The organism is Aeromonas tecta, from assembly GCF_000820185.1.
Lineage (GTDB): Bacteria > Pseudomonadota > Gammaproteobacteria > Enterobacterales > Aeromonadaceae > Aeromonas > Aeromonas tecta.
Genome location: NZ_CDCA01000001.1, coordinates 1 through 3,295, shown reverse-complemented (window position 1 = coordinate 3,295; position 3,295 = coordinate 1). Strand labels below are relative to the sequence as shown.

Here is a 3,295-nt window from a genome sequence, read left to right as displayed (position 1 = left end):
TTGCTCTTTAACAATCTGGAAAGCTGATTTAAAAAGTAGTTCTCAAACATTTGTTACAAGTGCTTTGGAAACTTCTTGGCGAAAACCAAAATTTATTTTTGGTCCTTGTTGTACAGCAACGAGTCGCGTCGTTTCGACGACACTTCTTGGGGTTGTATGGTTAAGTGACTAAGCGTACATGGTGGATGCCTTGGCAGTCAGAGGCGATGAAGGACGTACTAACCTGCGATAAGCTGTGAGAAGTCGGTAAGAGACGCTATTACTCACAGATTTCCGAATGGGGAAACCCACTTAGCATAAGCTAGGTATCGTTGCATGAATACATAGTGCAGCGAGGCGAACCGGGAGAACTGAAACATCTAAGTACCCCGAGGAAAAGAAATCAACCGAGATTCCCTTAGTAGCGGCGAGCGAACGGGGATTAGCCCTTAAGCAACTTGGAAGTTAGTGGAATGGTCCTGGAAAGGCCAGCGATACAGGGTGATAGCCCCGTACATGAAAACGACCTTGTTGTGAAATCGAGTAGGGCGGGACACGTGACATCCTGTCTGAATATGGGGGGACCATCCTCCAAGGCTAAATACTCCTGACTGACCGATAGTGAACCAGTACCGTGAGGGAAAGGCGAAAAGAACCCCTGTGAGGGGAGTGAAATAGAACCTGAAACCGTGTACGTACAAGCAGTGGGAGCCCTTCGGGGTGACTGCGTACCTTTTGTATAATGGGTCAGCGACTTACATTTTGTAGCGAGGTTAACCGTATAGGGGAGCCGTAGGGAAACCGAGTCTTAACTGGGCGTCTAGTTGCAAGGTGTAGACCCGAAACCGGGTGATCTAGCCATGGGCAGGTTGAAGGTTGAGTAACATCAACTGGAGGACCGAACCCACTAACGTTGCAAAGTTAGGGGATGACCTGTGGCTGGGGGTGAAAGGCCAATCAAACTCGGAGATAGCTGGTTCTCCCCGAAAGCTATTTAGGTAGCGCCTCGGACGAATACTACTGGGGGTAGAGCACTGTTTGGACTAGGGGGTCATCCCGACTTACCAACTCCATGCAAACTCCGAATACCAGTAAGTAATATCCGGGAGACACACGGCGGGTGCTAACGTCCGTCGTGAAGAGGGAAACAACCCAGACCGCCGGCTAAGGTCCCAAAGTTCTGGTTAAGTGGGAAACGATGTGGGAAGGCTCAGACAGCTAGGATGTTGGCTTAGAAGCAGCCATCATTTAAAGAAAGCGTAATAGCTCACTAGTCGAGTCGGCCTGCGCGGAAGATGTAACGGGGCTCAAACCAGGCACCGAAGCCGCGGATTCACACTTATGTGTGAGTGGTAGGGGAGCGTTCTGTAAGTCTGCGAAGGTGTATCGAGAGGTATGCTGGAGATATCAGAAGTGCGAATGCTGACGTAAGTAACGATAAAGGGGGTGAAAAGCCTCCTCGCCGGAAGACCAAGGGTTCCTGTCCAACGTTAATCGGGGCAGGGTGAGTCGACCCCTAAGGTGAGGCCGAAAGGCGTAATCGATGGGAAGCAGGTTAATATTCCTGCACGACTTGTAATTGCGATGGGGGGACGGAGAAGGCTAGGTGAGCCAGGCGACGGTTGTCCTGGTGAAAGTGCGTAGGCGGTATCTCTAGGCAAATCCGGAGATGCAACGCTGAGACACGAGACGAAGCCACTACGGTGGTGAAGTCATTGATGCCCTGCTTCCAGGAAAAGCCTCTAAGCTTCAGATTACAAGTCATCGTACCCCAAACCGACACAGGTGGTCGGGTAGAGAATACCAAGGCGCTTGAGAGAACTCGGGTGAAGGAACTAGGCAAAATAGAACCGTAACTTCGGGAGAAGGTTCGCTCTTGACAGTGAAGTCCCTTGCGGATGGAGCAGTTGGGAGTCGCAGTGACCAGATGGCTGGGACTGTTTATCAAAAACACAGCACTCTGCAAACACGAAAGTGGACGTATAGGGTGTGACACCTGCCCGGTGCCGGAAGGTTAATTGATGGGGTTAGCGCAAGCGAAGCTCTTGATCGAAGCCCCGGTAAACGGCGGCCGTAACTATAACGGTCCTAAGGTAGCGAAATTCCTTGTCGGGTAAGTTCCGACCTGCACGAATGGTGTAACCATGGCCATGCTGTCTCCACCCGAGACTCAGTGAAATCGAATTCGCCGTGAAGATGCGGTGTACCCGCGGCTAGACGGAAAGACCCCGTGAACCTTTACTACAGCTTGGCACTGAACATTGAACCTACATGTGTAGGATAGGTGGGAGGCTTTGAAGGCGTGACGCTAGTTGCGCTGGAGCCGTCCTTGAAATACCACCCTTGTATGTTTGATGTTCTAACGCAGGGCCCTGAATCGGGCTCGCGGACAGTGCCTGGTGGGTAGTTTGACTGGGGCGGTCTCCTCCCAAAGAGTAACGGAGGAGCACGAAGGTTGGCTAATCCTGGTCGGACATCAGGAGGTTAGTGCAATGGCATAAGCCAGCTTAACTGCGAGACGGACAGGTCGAGCAGGTACGAAAGTAGGTCATAGTGATCCGGTGGTTCTGAATGGAAGGGCCATCGCTCAACGGATAAAAGGTACTCCGGGGATAACAGGCTGATACCGCCCAAGAGTTCATATCGACGGCGGTGTTTGGCACCTCGATGTCGGCTCATCACATCCTGGGGCTGAAGTCGGTCCCAAGGGTATGGCTGTTCGCCATTTAAAGTGGTACGCGAGCTGGGTTCAGAACGTCGTGAGACAGTTCGGTCCCTATCTGCCGTGGGCGTTGGATGATTGAAGGGAGTTGCTCCTAGTACGAGAGGACCGGAGTGAACGAACCTCTGGTGTTCGGGTTGTCACGCCAGTGGCACTGCCCGGTAGCTAAGTTCGGAATCGATAACCGCTGAAAGCATCTAAGCGGGAAGCGAGCCCTGAGATGAGTCATCCCTGACCCCTTGAGGGTCCTAAAGGGCCGTTGGAGACCACAACGTTGATAGGTGGGGTGTGTAAGCGCGGCGACGTGTTGAGCTAACCCATACTAATTACCCGTGAGGCTTAACCATACAACACCCAAGAAGTGTTCTGGGCCTTGTAGCGAATGAACGAACTACTTACCTAATTCAGTGATAGCGACAGCCAATAAGGCAAAGTCGTTATTCACGTCAGCTTTCCGAGATTGAAGTTTTTGCCTGGCGGCCATAGCGCCGTGGAACCACCTGATCCCATGCCGAACTCAGAAGTGAAACGCGGTAGCGCCGATGGTAGTGTGGCATTCGCCATGCGAGAGTAGGACACTGCCAGGCACCCAAT

General features: G+C 52.2%; 2 rRNA genes. Both read left to right on the top strand.

Annotation, left to right across the window (positions count from 1 at the left end):
• Window positions 1-158: 158 nt before the first annotated feature.
• A 23S ribosomal RNA gene (locus tag BN1137_RS00010) occupies window positions 159-3,048 on the top strand.
• A gap of 125 nt (window positions 3,049-3,173) precedes the next feature.
• Window positions 3,174-3,288 (top strand): 5S ribosomal RNA (rrf, locus tag BN1137_RS00005).
• Window positions 3,289-3,295: the final 7 nt, after the last annotated feature.